16 protein-coding genes and 1 pseudogene are annotated in these 22,087 nt (G+C 69.6%); 9 read left to right on the top strand and 8 right to left on the bottom strand.

Annotated features, from left to right (window positions below; all coding sequences use genetic code 11):
• Positions 1-69: 69 nt before the first annotated feature.
• On the bottom strand, positions 70-1,572 hold the full coding sequence (locus ASD79_RS18420) for a murein L,D-transpeptidase (RefSeq protein ID WP_056724324.1): 1,503 nt from the start codon (positions 1,570-1,572) through the stop codon (positions 70-72).
• A 220-nt stretch (positions 1,573-1,792) separates the two neighbouring features.
• Here ASD79_RS18420 and ASD79_RS18425 point away from each other — a divergent pair, with 220 nt between their 5' ends.
• The 5 genes from ASD79_RS18425 (at position 1,793) to ASD79_RS18445 (ending at position 8,582) form a co-directional block, all read left to right on the top strand.
• Complete coding sequence (locus tag ASD79_RS18425; RefSeq protein ID WP_056724326.1) at positions 1,793-2,857, top strand: glycosyltransferase family 4 protein; 1,065 nt, start codon at positions 1,793-1,795, stop codon at positions 2,855-2,857.
• Positions 2,858-2,980: 123 nt separating this feature from the next.
• Positions 2,981-5,137 (top strand): amylo-alpha-1,6-glucosidase, encoded by a 2,157-nt coding sequence (locus ASD79_RS18430; RefSeq protein WP_056724330.1) that lies wholly within the window; start codon positions 2,981-2,983, stop codon positions 5,135-5,137.
• 7 nt (positions 5,138-5,144) lie between these two features.
• Positions 5,145-6,941 carry a glycoside hydrolase family 15 protein gene (locus tag ASD79_RS18435; protein ID WP_056724333.1) on the top strand — a complete coding sequence of 599 codons (1,797 nt, stop codon included), beginning with the start codon at positions 5,145-5,147 and terminating at the stop codon, positions 6,939-6,941.
• 82 nt (positions 6,942-7,023) lie between these two features.
• The gene (locus tag ASD79_RS18440) at positions 7,024-8,034 is read left to right on the top strand and encodes an acyltransferase (RefSeq protein ID WP_056724334.1); all 1,011 of its coding nucleotides are present in this window, start codon (positions 7,024-7,026) and stop codon (positions 8,032-8,034) included.
• 71 nt (positions 8,035-8,105) lie between these two features.
• Positions 8,106-8,582 (top strand): hypothetical protein, encoded by a 477-nt coding sequence (locus ASD79_RS18445; protein ID WP_056724336.1) that lies wholly within the window; start codon positions 8,106-8,108, stop codon positions 8,580-8,582.
• Here ASD79_RS18445 and ASD79_RS18450 read toward each other — a convergent pair.
• From ASD79_RS18450 to ligD, 5 genes are all read right to left on the bottom strand, one after another.
• On the bottom strand, positions 8,579-9,400 hold the full coding sequence (locus ASD79_RS18450) for a Ku protein (RefSeq protein ID WP_056724338.1): 822 nt from the start codon (positions 9,398-9,400) through the stop codon (positions 8,579-8,581). The genes ASD79_RS18445 and ASD79_RS18450 overlap by 4 nt on opposite strands.
• A gap of 1 nt (position 9,401) precedes the next feature.
• A complete protein-coding gene (locus ASD79_RS18455) occupies positions 9,402-10,856 on the bottom strand; it encodes a trehalose-6-phosphate synthase (protein ID WP_056724339.1) in 1,455 nt (484 codons plus the stop codon).
• Positions 10,853-11,629, bottom strand: coding sequence for a trehalose-phosphatase (otsB, locus tag ASD79_RS18460; RefSeq protein WP_056724341.1), 777 nt, complete (start codon positions 11,627-11,629; stop codon positions 10,853-10,855). Before otsB ends, ASD79_RS18455 begins: the two co-directional genes overlap by 4 nt.
• A 290-nt stretch (positions 11,630-11,919) precedes the next feature.
• Positions 11,920-12,609, bottom strand: coding sequence for a virulence factor (locus ASD79_RS18465; RefSeq protein WP_235524516.1), 690 nt, complete (start codon positions 12,607-12,609; stop codon positions 11,920-11,922).
• Positions 12,610-12,794: 185 nt separating this feature from the next.
• Complete coding sequence (gene ligD, locus ASD79_RS18470) at positions 12,795-15,560, bottom strand: DNA ligase D (RefSeq protein WP_056724345.1); 2,766 nt, start codon at positions 15,558-15,560, stop codon at positions 12,795-12,797.
• A gap of 238 nt (positions 15,561-15,798) precedes the next feature.
• Between ligD and ASD79_RS18475 the strand changes: the two genes are divergently transcribed.
• Both ASD79_RS18475 and ASD79_RS18480 read left to right on the top strand, forming a co-directional pair.
• Positions 15,799-16,614 (top strand): 2-keto-4-pentenoate hydratase, encoded by an 816-nt coding sequence (locus ASD79_RS18475; RefSeq protein WP_056724347.1) that lies wholly within the window; start codon positions 15,799-15,801, stop codon positions 16,612-16,614.
• A gap of 64 nt (positions 16,615-16,678) precedes the next feature.
• Positions 16,679-17,953 (top strand): MFS transporter, encoded by a 1,275-nt coding sequence (locus ASD79_RS18480; protein WP_056724349.1) that lies wholly within the window; start codon positions 16,679-16,681, stop codon positions 17,951-17,953.
• A gap of 76 nt (positions 17,954-18,029) precedes the next feature.
• On the opposite strand, the pseudogene ASD79_RS25205 reads toward ASD79_RS18480, so the two are convergent.
• Positions 18,030-18,116 (bottom strand): annotated as a pseudogene (locus tag ASD79_RS25205) (hypothetical protein); the annotation flags it as partial.
• Between the two features lie 96 nt (positions 18,117-18,212).
• Between ASD79_RS25205 and ASD79_RS18485 the strand changes: the two are divergent.
• The gene (locus tag ASD79_RS18485) at positions 18,213-19,250 is read left to right on the top strand and encodes an oxidoreductase (protein WP_056724350.1); all 1,038 of its coding nucleotides are present in this window, start codon (positions 18,213-18,215) and stop codon (positions 19,248-19,250) included.
• A gap of 2 nt (positions 19,251-19,252) precedes the next feature.
• Positions 19,253-19,729 carry a heme-degrading domain-containing protein gene (locus ASD79_RS18490; protein ID WP_056724353.1) on the top strand — a complete coding sequence of 159 codons (477 nt, stop codon included), beginning with the start codon at positions 19,253-19,255 and terminating at the stop codon, positions 19,727-19,729.
• A gap of 135 nt (positions 19,730-19,864) precedes the next feature.
• Here the strand turns inward: ASD79_RS18490 and mrdA are convergent, their stop codons facing one another.
• The gene (gene mrdA / locus ASD79_RS18495; RefSeq protein ID WP_056724355.1) at positions 19,865-21,835 is read right to left on the bottom strand and encodes a penicillin-binding protein 2; all 1,971 of its coding nucleotides are present in this window, start codon (positions 21,833-21,835) and stop codon (positions 19,865-19,867) included.
• Between the last annotated feature and the right edge of the window lie 252 nt (positions 21,836-22,087).

The following is a 22,087-nucleotide window of genomic DNA, read 5'->3' on the forward strand; positions in this document are numbered from 1 at the left end:
AGAACGCCAAAGTCCTTTCCGAACTGGAAAGGACCGAGACGGGAAAGAGGCCTTACGCGGGACCCCGGGTCAAGCTGCGCCGGGGGCGGATGCGGCAATACGCAGCACCAGCTCCCTGTCCCAGCCATAGGGGTCGTCGCGGAAGTTCACCTGCCCGTCTGGGGTCACATAAGCGGTCCAGTACAGCAGAAATACGGCGATCGGCTGGGCCAGGGGGGCCCGCACGGTCTTGCCCGCGGCGATGGTCTCGTCGACCACCTCCGGGCTCCAGGCCGGGTCGGCGGCCAGCAGCTGCTTGGCCAGCGGGATCGGCTTTTCCAGGCGCACGCAGCCGTGGCTGGCCAGGCGGCTGAAGCTGGCGAACTTCGAGCGGCTGGGGGTGTCGTGCAGATAGACGCCGTAGGGGTTGTTGAAGTCGAACTTCACCAGACCCAGGGCCGCCTTGGGACCGGCCTTCTGCTGCAGGCGCGAGCCGCCGCCCTCGGTCTGGATGACGATGAAGTCGTTGTTGGCGAAATAGCGCGGATTGGCCCGCTGCTTGGGCCACAGCTCCTTGGCGGCGATCGAGGACGGCACGTTCCAGGGCGGGTTGAGGACGATCGAGTGGATCGTCGACGACAGCATCGGCGTCTCGTCGCCTGGCCGGCCGGTCACCGCCCGCATGGTCAGGTTCGGGGCGTCGTCGTGGAAGACGCTCATCACCGCGGCGGCGATGTTGACCTGGATGCGATCGGCCGGCAGTTGCTGGGGCAGCCAGCGCCAGCGCTCCATATTGGCCAGGATCTGGTCGATGCGGCGTTCGACCGGCACGTTCAGCGCCGTCAGGGTCTGCGGACCCAGCCCGCCGTCGGGATTGAGGCCGAAGCGCTTCTGGGCCCGCATCAGCGCCTGTTGCAGGGCCTCGTCGAACACCGGGGCGCCGTCGACGGCGATGGTCGGGTCCTCGACGGCCAGCCGGGCCTCCAGGGCCGCGATGCGCGGATCGTTCTTCGCGCCCAGCTTCAGCGGCGGCGTTCCGGCTGCCAGCGGCTTCCAGCCGCCGCGCGCGGCGATGTCGCGATAGGTCGCCAGGCCCTTCCGCAGGGTCTGGTAGCCGGTATAGGGCGGCGGCAGGCTATCCAGCCAGGGCCCCAGGCGATCCTGGCCGGCGGCCTGCACGAAGTCGGGGCCAGGGTCGTAGGCGGCCGGGCGCAGGCCCCAGTCGCCCAGGAAGGCGTCCGACGCCAGGCGACCCGAACGCACGGCCTTGGCGTAGCGCAGGATGTTGAGGATCAGTTGCGCCTGGCCCGCCTGGCGGGTGGCGGTGTCGCGCGCGCCCAGCATCGGCAGGATGGCGTCGGCCGAGAAGTCTCCGGGTTCGAAACCGTGGGTCGGGGCCTGGGCCAGGGTCCGCGTCAGCAACTCGACCTGGTCGGGCCGCAGCACCACGCTGGTCGGCGGCGGCGTGAAGACCTGAGGCTGCTGCGGCGCCCTCACCAGCGGCGGGTTCTGGACCTGGGCGCGAGCCGCCGCGATCGACAGGAAAGAAAGCGCGCCGCCAAGCAGTGCGCCCCGTTTGGTCCAGGTCTTCATCACCGTCAAAAAGTCTCGCCGCACGCTCGCACGCGGCCGGTCCGCGTCGCTTCAAATGGCCGTTACGTCTCTTGCTCGTTAATGCAAGTATCGTGGAAGGCGAACGGTTGAAACAGCTTCAGGTTCTTTATTTTCCACGCGGAACCTTAAGGCCACACCGGCGGTTTGATCCGAGGTCGGGGCGCGCGCCCGCGCGTTTCCGCATCAGGACTTCAACCCGATGAAGATCGCCCAGGTTCCGCCGCTGTACGAAGCCGTCCCGCCGAGTCTCTACGGCGGCACCGAGCGGGTCGTGGCGCACCTGACCGACGCCTTGGTCGACCTGGGGCACGAGGTCACCCTGTTCGCCTCGGGCGACGCCCGCACCAAGGCCGAGCTGGTGGTGGTGCGCGACCAGGCGATCCGCCTGGACCCCGCCCCGCTGAAGTCGGATCTGGCCGCCCACATGGCGATGCTGGCCGAGGTCCGTCGCCACGCCCACCGCTTCGACGTCATCCATTTCCACACCGACATGATCCAGTTCCCGATGTTCGAGGACATGCCGGAAAAGACCCTGACCACCCTGCACGGCCGCCTCGACCTCAAGGACCTGCCGGGCGTCTACCGCCGCTGGCCGCAATATCCGCTGGTCTCGATCTCGGACGCCCAGCGCGCACCCCTGCCCTTCGCCAACTGGGCGGGCACCGTGCTGCACGGCATGGCCGCCGAGATCTATGATTTCAGCGAGAGATCCGAGGGTTACCTGGCCTTCCTCGGCCGCATTTCCCCCGAGAAGGGCCCCGACCGCGCCATCGCCATCGCCAAGCGCCTGGGCAAGACGCTGAAGATCGCCGCCAAGATCGACGCCGCCGACCGCGCCTATTTCCACGACGAGATCGAATACCTGCTGGACGATCCGCTGATCGAGTTCATCGGCGAGATCGGCGACCACCAGAAATCGGCCTTCCTCGGCGGCGCCGACGCCCTGCTGTTCCCCATCGCCTGGCCCGAGCCGTTCGGCCTGGTGATGATCGAAGCCATGGCCTGCGGCACGCCGGTGATCGCCTATGACTGCGGCTCGGTGCCCGAGGTGATCGAGGACGGCCTGACCGGCTTCATCGTCCGGGACGAGGACGGCGCCGTGGCCGCCGGGCGCCGCCTGGACCGGATCAACCGGTTCGACGTGCGCCGGCGATTCGAGACCCGGTTCTCGGCGGTCGCCATGGCCCGCCGCTACCTGAACCTCTATGATCGCCTGGAAGAAGCGTCCGCGCCGAAGCGCCTGACGCTGGCCCAAAGCGCCTGACCGTTTCGGCCACGCGACCGCCGCGTCCGGAACACGATCGGGTTTTAGGAAACGAGAACCCGCCCGCCGTATCCGCGCGGCGCGGCGGGCTTTCGAGGGACTTCAGCGCATGGGGCCGAGACCATGGATGATCTGACGCCGGCCCCGGCTGGCACGATCGAACAGGGCGAGACGACAGAGCCCCGGACGCCCTCCAACCTGTTCGCGCTGAAGGACAAGGACACCTTCCTGGTGGCCGACGCGTTCGGCGACGTGCTGGGCGCGGCCGACGGCCTGTTCCACGACGACACCCGCCTGTTGTCGCGCCTGCGACTGCTGATCGGCGGTCGGCCCCCGGCCCTGCTGAGCGCGGCGGTGTCGCAGGACAATGTCTATTTCACCTCCCACTCGACCAACGAGCCCCTGCCGGCCCTGGGCGGCGCGGCCGCCCCGCACGGGGCGATCCACATCGAGCGCAAGCGCCTCCTGTGGGACCAGCGGCTGTTCGAGCGCCTGCGCTTCGTCAACTACAGCCGCGACATGGTCATCCTGCCGGTCGGGCTGGAATATGACGCCGATTTCCACGACATGTTCGAGGTGCGCGGCTCCACGCGCCCGGCCGGTCGCGGCCGCGTGCTGCCCGCCCAGATGAACGGCCGCAGCGTCACCTACGCCTATGACGGCCTGGACGGCGTGCGGCGCACCAGCGTCATCTCGTTCTCGGAACCGCCGGGACGGCTGGGCCCGCGATGCGCCGATTTCATGTTCATGCTGACCCCGGAAACCCATTTCGACCTCTATGTCGAGGTCGGCACGGCCCCGGACCAGACGCCCAGCCGCGAGCGCTGGCGAGCCGCCGCCGCCCGGGCCCGGCTGGACATGCGCAAGCGCCGGCGGCGCGGGGCGCGGCTGCACACCTCCGGCCGGCTGTTCAACGACTGGCTGGAGAAGTCGCGGGCCGACCTGGCCCTGCTGACCACCGAGTTCGCCACCGGCCCCTATCCCTATGCCGGCATCCCATGGTTCTCGACCCCGTTCGGCCGCGACGCCATCATCACCGCCTGGCAAGTGCTGTGGATCGAGCCCAGCCTGGCGCGCGGCGTGCTGGGCTACCTGGCCGAGCACCAGGCCGAGGAGGTCAGCGCCTTCCGCGACAGCGCGCCCGGCAAGATCATGCACGAGACCCGCAAGGGCGAGATGACCGCGCTCGGCGAGCTGCCGTTCGGCCGCTATTACGGCGGGGTCGACACCACGCCGCTGTTCGTGGCCCTGGCCTGCGCCTACGCCGAACGCACCGGCGACCTGGCCTTCATCGAAAGCCTGTGGGAGCCCCTGCTCAACGCCATCGCCTGGATCGAGCACTTCGGCGACAGCGACGGCGACGGCCTGATCGACTACGCCCGCGGCCTCGACTCCGGCCTCTCGAACCAGAACTGGAAGGACAGCGAGGACAGCGTGTTCCACGCCGACGGCCATTTCCCCGACGGGCCGATCGCCGTGGTCGAGGTCCAGGGTTACGCCTTCGCGGCCTTCAGGGGCATGGCCGACCTGGCCGAGCGGCGCGGCGATCCCGTCAACGCCGCGCGCTGGCGGGCCAAGGCCGAACACCTGCGCCAGGAGGTCGAGGACCGCTTCTGGATGGAGGACAAGGGCTTCTACGCCATGGCCATCGACGGCCATGGCCAGCCCTGCCGGGTGAGGGGCTCAAATCCCGGCCACCTGCTGTTCTGCGGCCTGCCGTCGCCGGAGCGGGCCGCGAAGGTGGCCGACGCCCTGCTGTCGGCGGCGTTCCACAACGGGTTCGGCGTGCGGACCCTGGCCCAGGGCGAGCCGCGCTTCAATCCGATGAGCTACCACAACGGCTCGGTCTGGCCGCACGACACCGCCATCTGCGCCATGGGCCTGTCGCGCTACGGCAACCGCGACGGGGTGGTGGAGATGACCTCGGGCCTGTTCGAGACCGCCGCCCATTACGAGATGCGGCTGCCCGAGCTGTTCTGCGGCTTCCCGCGTCAGCCGGGCGAGCCGCCGGTGGCCTATCCGGTGGCCTGCCTGCCCCAGGCCTGGGCGGCGGGCTCGGCCTTCATGATGCTGCAGGCCTGCCTGGGCGTCACCGTCGACGGTTGGAAGGGCGAGATCCACCTGACCGATCCCCGCCTGCCGATCGGCATCGACCACCTGTCGATCGAGGGGCTGTGCGTCGGCGGCGGCCTGACCGACATCACCTTCGAGCACATCGGCGGCTATGTCGCCGCCCAGGCGGGCAAGCATTCCACCGTTCCGATCCTGATCCGAAGCTAGAGGCCCCATGCCCCAGACCCTCGACCTCTTCCCGATCGGCAATTGCACCGTCAGCGCCCTGATCGACCGTTGCGGCCGCTTCGTGTGGGCCTGCATGCCGCGCGTCGATTCCGACCCGGTGTTCAGTTCGCTGCTGGGCGGGCTGGAGCCGGGCGACCCGGTCGCCAAGGGGACCTGGGAGGTGGCGGTGGACGGCGTCACGGGGGTCGAGCAGGCCTATCTGCGCAACACGCCGATCCTGCGCACGGTGATCACCGACGCCGACGGGGCCAGTCTGGAGATCCTCGACTTCTCGCCGCGCTACCAGCAGTTCGGCCGGATCTTCCGCCCCACCGCCTTCATCCGCCTGATCCGGCCGATCAGCGGCGTCTGCCGCGTCACCCTGCGCGCCCGGCCGACCGCCGCGTGGGGCGCGCACCTAGCCGAGCACACCAGCGGCTCCAACCACATCCGCTACCTGTGCTCGGACATGACCTTGCGCCTCTCCACCGACGGGCCGGTGTCGCACATCCTGGAGGAGCGCACCTTCCGCCTGGAGCGGCCGATCGCCATGTTCCTGGGGGCCGACGAGGGCTTCAACGCCGACATCGGCGCCACCTGCAATCGCATGCTGCAGCAGACCCAGGAATACTGGATGGACTGGGTGCGAGGCCTGGCCGTGCCGCTCGACTACCAGGGCGCGGTGATCCGCGCCGCCATCGCCCTGAAGCTCTGCATGCACGAGGAGACCGGGGCGATCGTCGCGGCCCTGACCACCTCGATCCCCGAGCACGCCAGCAGCGGCCGCAACTGGGACTATCGCTACTGCTGGCTGCGCGACGCCTATTACGTGGTCCAGGCCCTGAACCGGCTGGGCGCGGTGGACATCCTCGAGAACTATCTGGGCTATCTGCGCAACATCGTCGACCGGGCGGCCGGCGGCCACATCCAGCCGCTGTTCGGGGTGGGGTTCGAGCCGCAGCTGACCGAGCGCTTCGCCCCCGACCTGCCCGGCTATCGCGGCATGGGGCCGGTGCGCATCGGCAACCAGGCCTTCGAGCACCAGCAGCACGATGTCTACGGCCAGATCATCCTGTCCTCGACCCAGGCCTTCTTCGACGAGCGCCTGCTGCGGCCGGGCACGGTGGAGGACTTCCAGAACCTGGAACCGGTGGGCGAGCGGGCCTTCCAGCTGCACGACCAGCCCGACGCCAGCCTGTGGGAGTTCCGCGGCCGGGCCAATGTCCACACCTATTCGGCGGTGATGTGCTGGGCGGCCTGCGACCGCCTGGGCAACGCCGCCGCCAAGCTGGGCCTGGCCGACCGCGCCGACTTCTGGAACGCCCGCGCCGCCCAGGTCCGCGCCACCATCGACAAGCGGGCCTGGAACGAGGACCTCGGCCGCTTCGCCGCCACCTTCGAGGGCGACGAGCTGGACGCCAGCCTGCTGCAGCTGGTCGACCTGCGCTTCATCGAGGCCAACGATCCGCGCAACGCCGCCACGGTGGCGGCCATCGAGGCCGGCCTGCGCAAGGGCTCCTACCTGCTGCGCTACGCCATCCCCGACGACTTCGGCGCCCCGCAGACGGCGTTCAACATCTGCACCTTCTGGCTGATCGAAGCCCTCTACCTGGCCGGCCGCATCCAGGAAGCCCGCGACCTGTTCGAGGAAATGCTGGCGCGGCGAACCACCGCCGGCCTGCTGTCGGAGGACATCGGCTTCGCGGACGGCGAGCTGTGGGGGAACTACCCGCAGACCTATTCGCTGGTCGGGCTGATCAACTGCGCGGTGCTGCTGAGCCGGCCATGGACGTCGGTGCGGTAGAAGAAACCCTCTCCCAGAGGGAGAGGGTTTCGTTGACGCGCCCCCTCTTGCGAAAAACGCCACGATCCTCAAGAACCGAAGGGTGAAGCACGACACCCAAAGGTTCGCCGCCCTGGACGGCCTGCGCGGCGTCGCGGCGGCGGGGGTGCTGCTCTATCACTTCGCCGGCTGGTCGGGCCGGCCGGGCGGCTTCGCCCACGGCTATCTGGCGGTGGATTTCTTCTTCTGCCTCAGTGGCTTCGTCCTGGCCCACGCCTTCCAGCAAGGCGATATCGGCTGGGCCGCCTATCTGCGCATCCGGGTCGTCCGGATCTGGCCGTTGCTGGTGCTGTCGACCGTCATCGGCGCGATCCTCACCTCGCGGCACAGCCCGCCGTTCTGGCCCAACCTGGTCCGCAACCTGCTGCTGATCCCCCGCCTCGACCCGACACCCTACGGGACCTTTCCCTCCCTGTTCCCGTTCAACCCGCCGGCCTGGTCGCTGTGCCTGGAGGTGGTGGTCAGCGCCCTGTGGTTCCCGCTCCGCCGGCTGATCGACGCGGGCCTTCTGACCATCCTGATCGCCTGTTTCGCGGTGATGCTGTGGGCCGCGTCGGGCATGCACGGGATCGAGACCGGCTGGGACCGGGCGACCTTCTGGATCGGCTTCTGCCGCGCCGCCTACAGCTTCACCCTCGGCTGGCTGGCCTGGCGCCATCGCGCCCTGGTCTCGCGCCCCCGCCTGCTGGTCGCGGCCGTCGTGCTGACGGCGGCGATGGTCGCGCCGATCCTGCCCGTCCGCAACGAGGTCTACGACCTGGCCTGCGTCACGCTGCTGTTCCCGCTGGTGGTGCTGATGGGCGCCCATGACCCGGGCGGCGCGGCGGGCGCGCTGTGCCGGCGGGCAGGCGAGCTTTCCTATCCGGTCTACGCCCTGCACTGGGCGATCTGGGCGGTGATGCTGCGGGTCTTTCCGCGGGAGGACCTGGCGCAGCCCCTGTGGTTCTGCGGCCTGGCGCTGCTGGTCACGCCGCTGGTCGCCTGGATCGCGTGGCGGTTTTACGACGTTCCCGTCCGGCGATGGCTGGGGCGCCGAGCGGCCAGGACACAATGAGGTTGGACGGGCCCCTGTCCCCGTTCCATTCTCCCGGCCGCGAAGCTCCCCGTCACCCGTCACGAGGTCCCATGCCGACAAGCCTCCTGGTCGCCAGCCTGCTGGCCGCCGCTTCCGCCGAACCCGCCACGACCGATCCGTTGATCTATTTCGAAGGCGCCTGGAATTGCGCGGGCCATTTCGAGCCGTCGAAGAAGCCCCTGGCCTCGGCGATGGTCTTCAGCCGCGACCCCGACACCAGCGCCCTGCTCAAGCAGCATCGCGACGCCGCGCCGGGAACCTACAAGGCGGCCGAGACCTGGAGCTTCGCCCGGGCGGCCGGCGGCTTCCGCGCCAGCATCGCCGACGGCTTCAGCGGCCTGCGCTGGTACGCCTCGCCGGGCTGGGACGGCGACCGCTGGACCTGGACCCGCACCGGGATCGGCGAGCCGGGCGAGCAGTTCGTCTATGTCCGCACCGGTCCGGCGACGATGACCGTGGACTGGATGATTTCGCGAGCCGGCGCGCCGCTCGTCCTGGGCGACACCCTGGAGTGCAAGAAAGCCTAGGACGCCTTCTTGCGCGACGCCGGCTTCTTGGCCGGCGCGCCCGGCTTGTGGCCCAGGCTCTTGCGCAGGGCCTCCATCAGGTCGACGACATTGGTGGTTTCCGGCTCTTCCACCGTCACCTTGGACTCGCCGCCTGTTTCCTTCTGCTTGATCAGGGCCCGCAGGGCGTCCTCGTAGCGGTCCTTGAACGTGCTGGGATCGAAGGGACCTTCCTGCTGCTCGATGATCTTCTCGGCGATGGCCACCATCTGGGGGTCGGCCTTGCGGTCGGGGATGTCGTCGAACAGCTCGGCGGGGTCGCGCACCTCGTCGTGGCTGCGCAGGGTGTAGGCGACCAGGCCGTTGTCGCGCGGCTCGATGGCCATCAGGCGTTCGCGGGTGTGCATCACCACCCGGCCCAGGGCGATCTTGCCCGCCCCCGCCATGGCGTCGCGGATCACGGTGTAGGCGTCGGTCGCCAGCTTGCCGTCGGGGACCAGGAAATAGGGGTTGTCCCAGTACAGACGATCGATGTCGGCCGCGTCGACGAAGCGCTCGATGTCGATGGTGCGGGTGCTTTCCAGCCGGACGCTGTCGATCTCCTCGGGGGTGAGGATCACGTAGTGGCCTTTCTCGTACTCGTAGCCCTTGACCAGGTCGGCGCGGTCCACGGGCCCCAGGTCCGGGTCGGTGGCGACCATCTTGATGCGGTTGTGGGTCTTGGGGTGCAGCAGGTTGAACCGCACCTCGCCGCCGGGGCTGACGGCCGTGTACATCGCCACCGGACAGCTCACCAATGACAGGCGCAGATGGCCTTGCCAGGTGGGCCGCGGGGCCATGTCAGCCCCTCCCCCCGGCCCGCACGGTCAGGGCCGGCGTGGCGTTAGCGGCCTTGGGCAAGGCCTCCTTCGTGCTCGTGTGGGCCGGCTCGCGCAGGGCGGCCACGAAGTCGTCGCGCCAGGCGGTGACGTCATGACGGGTGACGTTGTCCATCAGCGCCTCCCAGCGCCGCTTGCGGTCGGCCAGGTCCATGCTCAGCGCCCGGGTCAGGGCGTCGGAGATCTCCTCGGGGCTGTTGGGGTTGATGATCAGCGCCTCCTTCAGCTGGCGCGCGGCGCCGGCGAAGCGCGACAGGATCAGCACCCCGGGATCGTCCGGCGTCTGCGAGGCGACATACTCCTTGGCCACCAGGTTCATGCCGTCGCGCAGCGGCGTGACCAGGGCGGCCTTGGAGGCGCGATAGACCCCCGCCAGCTCGTCGCGGCGGTAGCTGCGGTTGAGGTAGCGGATCGGGTTGTAGTCCATGTCGGCATATTCGCCGTTGATCCGGCCGATCAGGCCGTCCAACCGGGCGCGCAGGTCCTGGTAGGCCTCGACCTCGTCGCGCGACACCGGGGCGATCTGCAGCAGCATCACCTCGCGGCGGGCGTCCTCGTTGTCGTGCAGGAAGCGCTCGAAGCCGATCAGCCGCTCCTCCAGCCCCTTGGAATAGTCGAGGCGGTCGACGCCGACGATCATCTTGCGGAACACGCTGTGGGCCATCAGCCGGTCATAGACCCGGCTGGCGCGGAAGCTGTCCTTGATGCGGGCGAAGTCCTCGGCGTCGATGCCGATCGGGAAAGCCCCGGCCTGAGTACTCAGGCCGAAGGCCGTCAGCCGCCCATCCTCGGTGCGCTCGCCGCCGACCTCGTTGAACACGTAGCCCTCGAAGGCCTGGACGCTCTCCTCGGTCTGGAAGCCGATCAGGTCGTAGTGGAACATCGCCTCGACCAGCGGCCGGTGGCGCGGCAGGGTCACCACCAGCTGGTGGGCCGGCCAGGGGATGTGCAGGAAGAAGCCGATGCGGTTGGTCACCCCCAGCCGTCGCAGCTCCCGCGCCATCGGGATCAGGTGGTAGTCATGCACCCAGATCATGTCGTCCGGCTCGATCAGCGGCAGCAGGGTCTCGGCGAACCGCTTGTTGACCCGGTCGTAGCCCTCGCCGAACGAGCGGTCGTAGGCGGTCAGGTCGACGCGGTAGTGGAACAGCGGCCACAGGGTCTTGTTGGCGTAGCCGTTGTAATATTCCTGATAGTCGCCCTCCTCCAGGTCGACGGTCGCCACCGTGACGCCGTCGGCCTTCTGCATGTTGAGCTGGCCGGTGAACTCGGTGGTGGTCTTGCCGCTCCAGCCGAACCAGATGCCGGAATATTCGCGCAAGGCGGCGGCCAGGGCCATGGCCAGGCCGCCGACGCTCTCCTCGCCCTTGCCCGTGGGCGGATTGACCCGGTTGGAGACGACGATCAGACGGCTCATGCGGGCGCCTCCTTGATGGCGGCGCTCAGCCAGGCGAGCACGGCGTTGAAATCGTTCAGGCGATAGGTCGCCTGGGTGGGACGTTCGGGACCGGTCAGCACGCCGTAGCCGCCCAGGCTGGCGGCGGCGGCGAAGCCGTCCTCGTCGGTCAGGTCGTCGCCGACGAACACCGGAACGGCGCCGACGAACGGGGCCTCGCGCAGGAAGGCGGCGACCGCCTTGCCCTTGTCCTGGCCGGGCGTGCGCAGCTCGGCGACCATGTCGCCCAGCTGGAGCACCAGGTCGGAGGATCGCGCCAGCCGCTCGGCGGCCTCGACCACCGCGTCGGCGGCCGTGGGGACATTGCGGTAATGCAGGGCGACGCTCAGCCCCTTGTCCTCGAACAGCAGGTCCCTGTCGCTCCGCGCCAGGTCGCGCAGCACCTCGCGGGCATGGTCGAGGTCGGGGTGCGGCTGGACGCGGTCGACGCCATGAGCCCCGCGCCGCACCAGGCCGTGGACGGCCGCGATGGCGCCCACCCGGCCCTCCAGGATGCGGTCGAGATCTTCCAGCGCCCGGCCGCTGACGACGGCCAGCCGACCGTCCAGCGCCCGCGACAAGTCGTCGAGCAACGCCGCGCGCCGCGCGTCCGGCCCGACGTCGTCGGGCCGGGGCATGATCGGGGCGAGGGTTCCGTCGAGATCCAGAAACAGCGCCGCGCGGGGCGGCAGGGCGATGGGGGGTGGCGGCAAGTCGGTCGGCGCATGCCGAACGGCTGACCCGGACGCGGTCATGGCGATGAGGCCTCTCCGAAACTGTAAGCCTCAAGAACGCGCGCTGACGGGGTTTCGATCCGTTCGGGCGCGACGGGGCCCGGTCACGATCCGCTCACGGGGGCGTGCGCGGGCGCCGGCCTCCGGGTTCTATGGACGGCTGGGGAACCGCCCTGCGTCCTTCGAGGCCCTCCCTTGGAGGGCGCCTCAGGATGAGGAAGTCAGCAACAGAGCTCCTCATCCTGAGGTGCGAGCCGAAGGCGAAGCCTCGAAGGACGCACGGCGAAAACAGCCTCTACTGTCCATCGCCGCTAGAGCGAAACGGCCCGCAGGACGGCCCGACCCAGGGCCTCGTAGTCGCCATTGAAGTGGTGGCTTCCGGCCAGCCTGACCTGACGAATGGTGGTCGCGGGCAGGTCGGCGCAGACGTCGCGCCGCTCCTTGTCGCCGTAGATACAGGTCATCGGCAGGCCCTTCAGCGCCTCGATGGCCGGGGCGACCGGGTAGGAGTCCGCCGACGGCCGGTTCAGCCAGCTGTTGAGATGGAAGGCCAGGTCGCCGTCGGGACCGGTTCCGATCAGCACCATGGTCTTGACCTGGGCCCGTACGTCGGGCGGCAGGCGCGGCACGATGGCCGGCAAGGCGTCGGCGCCGAAGGAGTAGCCGACCAGCACCACCTCGCGGCGTCCCCAGCTCCGCTGGTAGCGGCGCAGCGACGCGGTCAGGTCGTCGGCCGCGGCTTGCGGCGAGCGCGGCGTCAGGAAGTAGCGCAGGGAATCGACGCCGATCACCGGCACGCCGCCCTTGGCCAACACCTTGGCGACGTCGCGGTCCAGCGGCCCCCAGCCGCCGTCGCCCGAATAGAGCACGGCCAGGGTGTCGCCGGGCGCCGAGGTCTCGACCAGCCGCAGGGCCGCGACACGGTCGTCCGGCGACGAGGCCTGGGACGGGGCGGTCAGGAACAGCGTGGCGAGCAGGGCCAGGGCGGCGCGGAGGACCATGCCGCCACGACACGCTCCAATCTTGACCATGACGGGGCGAAGGTGGGGCGGTGTTGTGGGGACTTCATTTTTCCTGTCATCCCGGACGAGCGCGGAGCGCGAAGATCCGGGACCGCCGGAAACGCTGCGCCCTGGCGTCGGTCCCGGATCTTCGCTGCGCTTCGTCCGGGATGACAGGCCGGGGGTCACCCCAGCCGCTTGATCGCTGCCTTCAGCGGCTTGGCCGCGTCGAAATAGTCCGCCCAGGCCGTGCTCTTGGCGATCAGGGCCGGGGCGGCGCGGATCGTGAACCGCGCGGGATCCAGCCCGGCCTTCACCTGGGTCCAGTTCAGCGGCATCGATACGCTCCCCCCGGGCCTCGCCCGAGCCGACAGCGGCGCAACGGCGGTGCTGGTGCGGTCGTTGCGCAGGTAGTCGAGGAAGATCCGCCCCTCGCGCGCCGCCTTGCTCATGGTGATCAGGTACCGGTCCGGGCTATCGGCGGCCATCCGGGCGCAGACCTCGCGGGCGAAGGCCTTGGCGGCGTCCCACGGGACCTTGTCGGACAAGGGCGTGACGACGTGCAGCCCCTTGCCGCCGGTGGTCTTGCAGAAGCCAACCAGCCCCACCTCCTCCAGCCGGTCGCGGATCTCGCGCGCGCCCGCGATCACATCGTCGAAGGTGACGCCCGGGGCCGGGTCGAGGTCGAAGACCAGGCGGCCGGCCACCTCGGGATCGCCCGGCTGGCAGTTCCAGGGGTGGATCTCGACGGCGGCGATCTGGGCGGCGGCGACCAGGGCCTCGACGCGGTCGAACTGGAGGTAGGGCTGCTTGTCGCCCTTCACCGAGACCAGCTCGATCAGCGACGACATCCCGCGCATCGCGTGGCGCTGGAAGAAGGTCTCGCCGCCGATGCCGTCGGGCACGCGGAGGATCGAGGCGGGGCGGCCCTTCAGGTGCGGCAGCATCCAATCGCCGACCGCCGCCATGTAGCGAGCCAGCTCGATCTTGGTGCCCGGTGCTCCATCGACGTCGGGCCACAGCGGCTTGTCGGGCTTTGAGATCGTCACGCCCAGCACGACACTGTCGCCCTTCGCCGTCGAGATCGTCGCCGGTCCGGCCTTGGACACCGCCTTCGGAGTCGGCGTCGCCAACTCGGCCGTCTCGGCCTTGGCCGGAACCTCGGCCTCGACCTCGGCGGCGGGCTTGTCCTCGCGCAGCCCCTTGAAGGCGGCCTGGCGGATCGCGCCGTCGGCGGTAAAGCCGGCATATTCGATCTCGGCCACCAGTTCCGGCTTCACCCAGCGGACGTTCTTGGCCCCGCGTGGCGCGCCCTTGCCCTCGAACGGCGACGTGTCGGTCTCCAGGGCCTTCAGCCTGGGGAGCAGGCCCTCGACCGTGTCGCGGCCGAAACCCGTGCCGACCCGGCCGACATGCGCCAGCTTGCCGTCGCGCATTACCCCGGCGATCAGCGAGCGGAAGGCGCTGCCCGTCGTCGTATAGCCGCCGATCACCACCTCGTGCCCGGCCCGGCACTTGGCCTTGGTCCAGGTCTCGCCGCGGCCGCTGCGATAGGGCGCGTCCAGCCGCTTGGAGATGATCCCCTCCAGCTCCAGCTTGCAGGCCGACAGCAGCACCGCGTCGCCGGCCGCCTCGAAGTGGTCGACGAAGCGCAGGCGCGGGTCGCCCTGCCCCAGCATCACCTTCAGCCGGGCCTTGCGCTCGCGCAGCGGCAGGGCGCGCAGGTCCTCGCCGTCCTCCGCCAGAAGGTCGAAGGCGAAGAAGATCAGGTCACCCGTGTCGCCGTCCGCCAGCGCCGCCTGCAGGCCGGCGAAGTGAGGCTGGCCGGCGGCGTCCAGCGCCACCACCTCGCCGTCGAGGATGGCGTCGGGCAGGCCGGCGGCGGCCTTGGCGATCGCCGCGAACCTGGCGGTCCAGTCCAGGCCCTTGCGGGTGCGCAAGGTCGCGCGGCCGTCCTCGACGCGCAGTTGCAGGCGATAGCCGTCGAACTTGATCTCGTGCGCCCAGCCGGGGTCGGACGGCGGACGGTCGAGGGACTTGCACAGCTGGGGTTCGATGAAGTCGGGGAGGACGGCGAGTTTCTTCCCCTTCTTGCTGTCATCCCGGACGAGTGCGGAGCGCGAAGATCCGGGACCGCCGGAAGCGCGGCGCTCTGGCGTCGGTCCCGGGTCTGCGCTTCGCTTCGCCCGGGATGACAACGTGGGAGGCTCTGAAAACGTCCGCGTTTCCTCCGCTTCCTTGGCCAACATCTCCCGCTCCGCCTTCGTCCGGCTCTCCCACACCGCGTCGCCCTTGCCCTTCGATTTCAGGATGAACGGCTTGGGGCCCCGGCCCTTGCCGGCCGCGATGTCGGCCATGGTCCGGCCCGAGGCGACCGAGGCGTCCTCGTCCAGGATCGCCGCGCCGTCGCCCGGCCGCGCCGCCTCGTCCTCGTGCTTGATCAGCAGCCAGTTGGAGCGTTTTCCCCCTCCTTGTCGCTTGACGCCGTCCCTGGCGTCGCGGTCCCAGGCCATCCGCACCAGCACCCAGGAGCCGTGCAGCCGCCCGCCCTCGAGCACGAACTTCAGCTCGCCCTTCTTCAGCGCCTTGGCCACGTCTTCGAAGCCCGGCTCGGGCGCCCAGAAGCCGCGATCCCACAGCTGCACCGTGCCGCCGCCATACTGGCCCTTGGGGATCGTGCCCTCGAAGTCGCCGTAGTCGAGCGGATGGTCCTCGACCTCGACCGCCAGCCGCTTGTCGGCCGGGTCCAGCGACGGCCCGCGTGTCACCGCCCACGACTTCAGCACCCCGTCGACCTCCAGCCGGAAGTCGTAGTGCAGCCGCGTGGCGTCGTGCTTCTGGATCACGAACCGGGCGTGCGGAGCCGGCGCCACGGCCGCGTCGCCGCTGGGTTCGGCGGTCTTCTCGAAGTCGCGCTTGCGGCGATATTCGGTGAGCTGTCCCTGGGGCATGGCGCGCTCCTCGTCCGTTACGGAAAACCGCCGGAGCGTTCAGGGTTCCCCCGGCCCAGCCTGGCCAGGCGGTGAAGGATGGACAGGCCGACCATGGTGGCCAGGCAACGCCCAGATCGAAGGCCTGACAAACGCCGGCCACCGGTGTCGGTTGGCCGATTGTCAATGACACCGGTTTCCATTATGCACGATCAAAGCCCGTCGAACGGGAGTGTGTGTGCGAGGGAGGATTCGCGGCGTGACCGTTTCCGAGGCCGAGAGCGAAGTGTTCGCGCCGGCGTCCATTGCCCCACAGTTTGTCGAGGCGCGCCTGAAGGGCGTGTCGGTTCCCGGCTATCCGGGCGGCGTCCTGCCCCAGACCATGGCCGAAGGCTACGCCGTGCAGGACCTGGCCATCGATTCGTGGCCGGACGAACTGGTCGGCTGGAAGGTGGGCCTGGTGCCCCCGCAGCATCGCGAGCGCCTGGGCGCCGAGCGCCTGGCCGGCTGCATCTTCAGCAAGAACGTCTGGGAAGCGGGCGACGCCCCCACCCCGTTCCGCGCCATCGCCGGCGGCTTCACGGCCGTCGAGGCCGAGTTCATCGTCCGCCTGGGCAAGGACGCGCCCGAAGGCAAGACCGAATGGACCGCCGAGGAAGCCGCCGACTATGTCGGCGAGATGATCGTCGGCGTCGAGATCGCCGGCAGCCCGCTGGCCACCATCAACCAGCTCGGCCCCCCCATCGTCGCCTCCGACTTCGGCAACAACGACGGCCAGATCCTCGGTACGGTCATCGAGAACTGGCGCGTCATCGCCTGGGAAGACATGCCCGCCGAGACCTTCATCAACGGCGTATCGGTCGGCAAGGGCGGCGCGTTCTCGATCCCCGGCTCGCCCCTGGCGGCCCTGGCCTTCCTGCTGGGCCACGTCGCCTCGCGCGGCCGGCCGCTGAAGAAGGGCATGCTGGTCACCACCGGCGCCAGCACCGGCATTCATGACATTGCGGCCGGCGACAGCGCCCGCGTAGACTTCGGACAGCTTGGAAGCGTGGCCTGCGTCGCCGTTCCGGCTTAAGAACGAAAAACCGGCGGGGGCGCCGGAAGAACAACAAGACCACAAGGGTAAGGAAGCCGTGTCCATGGACGCTCCAACGATGCCCGCCCCCTCTGAAAGGATCGGGCGGTACAGGTGGGTGATTGTCGGCCTGCTGTTCCTGGCGATGGTGATCAACTACGTCGATCGCCAGACCATCGGGTTGCTGAAGCACGACCTGTCCACCGAGTTCGGCTGGGACGAGAAGCACTACGCCGACCTGGTGTTCTATTTCCAGCTGGCCTACGCGGTGGCCTATCTGGCCTGGGGCAAGATCATGGACAAGATCGGGGCCCGCTGGGGCTTCGGCATCGCCTTCCTGATCTGGCAGGTGGCCCATATCAGCCACGCCCTGGCCCGCGGCTTCGGCGGCTTCGCCATCGCCCGCATGGGGCTGGGGATCGGCGAGGCCGGCGGCTTCCCGGGCGGCATCAAGGCGGTGGCCGAGTGGTTCCCCAAGAACGAACGGGCCCTGGCCACCGGCATCTTCAACGCCGGCACCAATATCGGCGCCATCGTCACCCCGCTGGTGGTGCCGGGCATCGTGCTGGCCTTCGGCTGGCAGATGGCCTTCATCGTCACCGGCGTGGCCGGCCTGGTCTGGCTGCCGCTGTGGCTGATCGTCTATCGCCGGCCGCGTGAGCAAAAGCGCCTGGGCGCGGCCGAACTGGCCCATATCGAGCAGGACCCGGCCGACCCGGTCGAGAAGATCGGCTGGCTCAAGCTGCTGGGCAAGAAGGAAACCTGGGCTTTCGCCCTGGGCAAGTTCCTGATCGACCCGATCTGGTGGATGTTCCTGTTCTGGCTGCCCGACTTCCTGGGCAAGCGCTACGGCCTGGACCTCAAGAGCTTCGGCCCGCCGCTGATCGCCATCTACCTGCTCAGCGACGTGGGCAGCGTCGGCGGCGGCTGGCTGTCGTCCAAGTTCATGAAGATGGGCTGGACGATCAACCGGGCCCGCAAGACCACCATGCTGATCTGCGCCCTGCTGGCCACGCCGGTGGTGTTCGCCGCCAATGTCGACAGCCTGTGGGTCGCGGTGCTGATCATCGGGGTGGCCACCGCCGCCCACCAGGGCTTCTCGGCCAACCTCTACACCCTGCCGTCCGACGTCTTCCCGCGCGGCGCCGTCGGCTCCGTCGTCGGCATCGGCGGCATGCTCGGCGCCTTCGGCGGCATGGTGTTCTCCAAGTACATCGGCCAGGTGCTCGACCAGATCGGCACCTACACCCCGATCTTCCTGGTCGCCGGCAGCGCCTATCTGATCGCGCTGCTGGTGGTGCACATCCTCACGCCGAAGATGGAACCGGTGAAGATCTAGGTCTTCGCTTCGGTTTCAAGATGATGAGCCCCCGGTCGGAAGGCCGGGGGCTTTTTCTTTGGTGTCGTCGCGGAGACCCTCTCCCRCKGGGAGAGGGAGGGGCCCGCCGCGAAGCGGTGGGAGGGTGAGGGGGTGGTGAACCTGACGGCGTGCCGGCAGAGCGCTACGTCAAAACGGTGACAGCGTGATCCCTCACCCTCCCACGCTCTTCGAGCGCGGGCCCCTCCCTCTCCCGCTGGGAGAGGGTTATAAGAATCCCATGTCCTCCCCCCTCCCCATCCACGTCGCCCTGGTCGGCTACGGCTTCGTCGGCAAGACCTTCCACGCGCCGCTGATCGTCGCCACCCCGGGTCTGGTCCTGCACACCGTGGTCTCCAGCGACCCGGTCAAGGTGCTGGCCGACCACCCGGTCGCCAAGGTCGTTCCCGACCTGGCGACCGCCCTGGCCGACCCGGCCGTCGACCTGGTGGTGATCGCCACCCCCGATCCACTGCACGCCCCCCAGGCCCACGCCGCCCTGGACGCCGGCAAAGCCGTGGTGATCGACAAGCCGTTCGCCGTCACCCTGGAAGAGGCCCGCGCCGTCGCGGACCACGCCGCCCGGGCCGGCAAGCTGCTGAGCATCTTTCACAACCGCCGCTGGGACAGCGACTTCCTGACCCTCAAGGGCCTGATCGCCGACGGGTCGCTGGGCGAGATCGTCCAGTACGAGAGCCATTTCGACCGCTTCCGCCCGGTGGTCCGCGACCGCTGGCGCGAGGCTCCCGGAGCCGGGGCGCTGCTCGACCTCGGTCCGCACCTGATCGACCAGGCCCTGAAGCTGTTCGGTCCGCCCACCTCGGTCTTCGCCGACCTCGCCATCCAGAAGGACGGCGGCAAGGCCCCCGACTATTTCCACCTGCTGCTGCGCTATCCGCGCCTGCGGGTGCTGCTGCACGCCAGCCAGATGACCGTGGCCAGCGACCTGCGCATGGCCGTGCACGGGACCAAGGCTAGCTTCCTCAAGCAGGGCCTGGACCCGCAGGAGAACGCCCTGAAGGCCGGGGTCATTCCGGGCTCGCAAGGCTGGGGCGTCGATCCGCGTCCCGGGACCCTGACCGTGCCGGACGGCGAAGGCACGGCCAGCCGCGTGGTCGCGGGCGCGCCGGGCGACTACCTGGCCTACTACGCCGGCATCCGCGACGCCCTGCTGGGCCATGGCGACAACCCCGCCCCGCCGGAAGAGGCCCTGGCGGTGATGGAACTGATCGACCTGGCCGCCCGCAGCGCCGCCGAGGGCCGGGAGCTGCGCCTGTGACTATGAAGAATGGGACCGACGCCGAGTTGCTGGCCGCCATCGCCATCCAGGAAAACACCCTGGTGTTCGAGCGCTTCACCCTGGAGACCGCCTGGACCCTGGGAACCGCCCTGCGCGACGCCGCCGTCGCCCGCGCCGCGCCGGTGGCCATCGACATCAGCCTGCGCGAGCGCCCACTGTTCCACGCCGCCCTGCCCGGCGCGGGCCCCGACAACGCCGACTGGGTCCGCCGCAAGCGCAACACGGTGCTGACGCTGGGAACCAGCACCTTGGCGGTAGGGCTGAAGCTGAAGGTGTCCGGCGAGACCCTGGAGCAGCGCTACGGCCTGCAGCTACGGGACCACGCGGCCCATGGCGGCGGCTTTCCGCTGATCCTGGCGGGGCTGGGCTGCATCGGGGCGATCACGGTCTCGGGCCTGCCCCAGGTCGAGGACCACGGACTGGTGGTGGACGTGCTGGGGCGGGTGCTGGGGGCGTAGCCCACCGCTCAAAATACTCCGCTCATCCCGGCGAAAGCCGGGACCCAAGCGGCTTGCCCAGACAGGGCTTAGCGCGAAATTCCGGACTCGGCTTGGGTCCCGGCTTTCGCCGGGATGAGCGGATAATGGGGAAGCTCAGCCTTCGTCCGCCGCCACCGGCGCGTCACTCGCTCCCACATCCCCCTCCTCCGTCTCCGGAGCCTCGGGCATCGGCATTGGCCGTTCGATCCGCGCCCGGATCTCGGGGTCCTTCAGCAGCGCCACCCGCATCACCTCCCGCGCCCGCGGGGCCGCGGCGCTGGAGCCGAACTGGCCGCCGTGCTCGATGATCACCGACAGGGCGTAGCGCGGGTTGTCGTAGGGGGCGAAGGCGATGAACAGGTTGTGGTCCTTGAGCTTCCAGGCCACGCCCTGGTTGCCGCGCGAGGCCCCGGCCGCGTACTGGCGCACCTGGGCGGTGCCGGTCTTGCCGGCCATCTTGACGTCGCCCAGGCCCAGCTGGCTCTGCTTGAAAGCCCCGCCCGTCGGGTCGTTGGCCACCGCCGCCATGCCGTTGCGAACGATGTCGAGATGCGCCTGGCTGAACGGCAGGTCCGGCGCCGCGTCGCCATGCGGCTGCTCGACCCCGCCCACCGACTTGACCAGCCGGGGATTGAGCGCCTTGCGGCCATTGGCCAGCCGCGCGGTCATCACCGCCAGTTGCAGGGCGTTGACGTTGATATAGCCCTGGCCGATCCCGTAGGGCACGCTGTCGCCCGGATGCCAGGTCGGGTCGCGCTTGAAGGTCTGGCGCTTCCACTCGCGCGAGCCGACCAGGCCCTTCTTCTGGCCGGGGATGCCGATGTCGAACGTCCCGCCATAGCCGAAGGCCTTGGCGGTGGTCGCGATCGGGTCGGGGCCGATGCGCAGGGCCATCTGGTAGAAATAGACGTCGCAGCTGTTCTTGATGGCGGCGTGCATGTCCTGCACGCCGTGGCCGCCCTTCTTGTGGCAGTGCCAGACCCGGCCGCCGAACGCCCAGCCGCCGGTGCACAGCACCCGCTCGGTCGGATCGACCCCGGCGGTCAGGGCCGCCATGGCCACGGTCGGCTTGAAGGTCGAGCCGGGCGGATAGGTGCCGGTCATCACCTTGTCGAGCAGCGGCTTGCGCTCGTACTCGGCCAAGGCCTTGTACTCGGGCCCCGACAGGCCCTTCACGAAACGGTTGGCGTCGAAGCTGGGGGCCGAGGCCATGGCCAGCAGGTCGCCGGTCCGGCAATCCATCACCACGATGGCCCCGCTCTCGTCGCCCATCACTTCCAGGGCGCGGTTCTGAATGTCGGCGTCGAGGGTCAGGCGGATGTCGGCGCCCGGCCCCGGCGCGATGTCGCCCTCGGGGTCGAGGCGCACGGTGCGGCCCTGGGCGTCCACCTCGGCCTTGGTCGCCCCGGCATGGCCGCGCAGGGCGGCGTCGAAGGCCTTCTCCACCCCCAGCTTGCCGATCCGGAAGCCCGGGTGGTGCAGCAGGTCCTGGTCCTGGCCGGGGTCGGCCCTGGCGCTCTCCAGGTCGCGGTCCGAGACCTTGGCGACATAGCCGATCACGTGGGCGAAGGCCCCGCCGAACGGATAGACCCGCACCTCGCCCATGTCGGCCGTCACGTTGGGCAGCTCGGGAGCGCGGATGTTGACGCGGGAAAACTCCTCCCAGGTCATGTCCTCCATCACCGCGACCGGCGCCTTCTTCGGCGCGTGGGCCAGGTCCTTGAGGATGCGGGTCCGGCGGGCCGGATCGATCGGCACCAGCTGGGCCAGCTCATCCAGCGTCGCCTCGGCGTCGAAGCCCTTGTCCTTGGTGACCAGCAGCCGGAAATTGGGACGGTTGGAGGCCAGCGACACGCCGTTGCGGTCGAGGATCTGGCCGCGCGGCGGCGACACCAGGCGGTAGTTGAACTGGTTGCCGGCCGAAAGCTTCTGGTAGCGCCGCGCCTCGACCAGCTGCAACTGGGCCAGGCGTCCGCCCAGGGCCAGCAGCCCCGCCCCGGCCAGGCCGCCCATCAGGAAGGCCCGGCGGTGGAACATGCCCTGCCGTTCGTTGACCTCGGAAAAGAAGATCGTCGGTTCGCTCACCGTCCACCGCCGCGAACGGGCGTCGGGAGGGTGTCAGGCGACGTCGCTCGACGGCGCGCTTTCCGCGCGGCGGCCAGGGGATTCATGGGGTGGGGGTGGCCGCGCGCTGGAGTTGATCTGTACGCAGAGTGGACCTGTGCGGGCCGGCGTCAATGGGTCGAGCGGAGCGGGCGAAAATTAATTTCTCGGCGCACGCCCAAACCGGTCCTCCCCCTGTGGGGGAGGCGGCCGAAGGCCGGTGGGGGGAGCTTG

Source organism: Caulobacter sp. Root655 (assembly GCF_001427665.1).
Lineage (GTDB): Bacteria > Pseudomonadota > Alphaproteobacteria > Caulobacterales > Caulobacteraceae > Caulobacter.